This window comes from Citrobacter sp. R-1.5.2, assembly GCF_035064245.1.
In the GTDB taxonomy this organism is placed as follows: domain Bacteria; phylum Pseudomonadota; class Gammaproteobacteria; order Enterobacterales; family Enterobacteriaceae; genus Citrobacter.
The window spans coordinates 1-211 of sequence record NZ_JASEYC010000133.1; the positions used below are offsets into that span (position 1 = coordinate 1).

Annotated in this window: 1 rRNA gene; it reads right to left on the minus strand. The window is 38.9% G+C overall.

Going from position 1 to position 211, the window contains the following annotated elements:
• Positions 1–159: 159 nt before the first annotated feature.
• Positions 160–211: ribosomal RNA gene (locus QMN38_RS26915) — 16S ribosomal RNA — on the minus strand; the annotation flags it as partial.

The following is a 211-nucleotide window of genomic DNA, read 5'->3' on the forward strand; positions in this document are numbered from 1 at the left end:
TTTCTTATTACGGAGAAATGAAACAGTGTGTCGTTTCAATTTTCAGCTTGATCCAGATTTTTAAAGAGCAAAACTTCTTAATGCACTCGAAAGTACATTCAGAAGTTCATCATTTATCAGACAATCTGTGTGGACACTACAAAGAACGCTTCTTTAAGGTAAGGAGGTGATCCAACCGCAGGTTCCCCTACGGTTACCTTGTTACGACTTC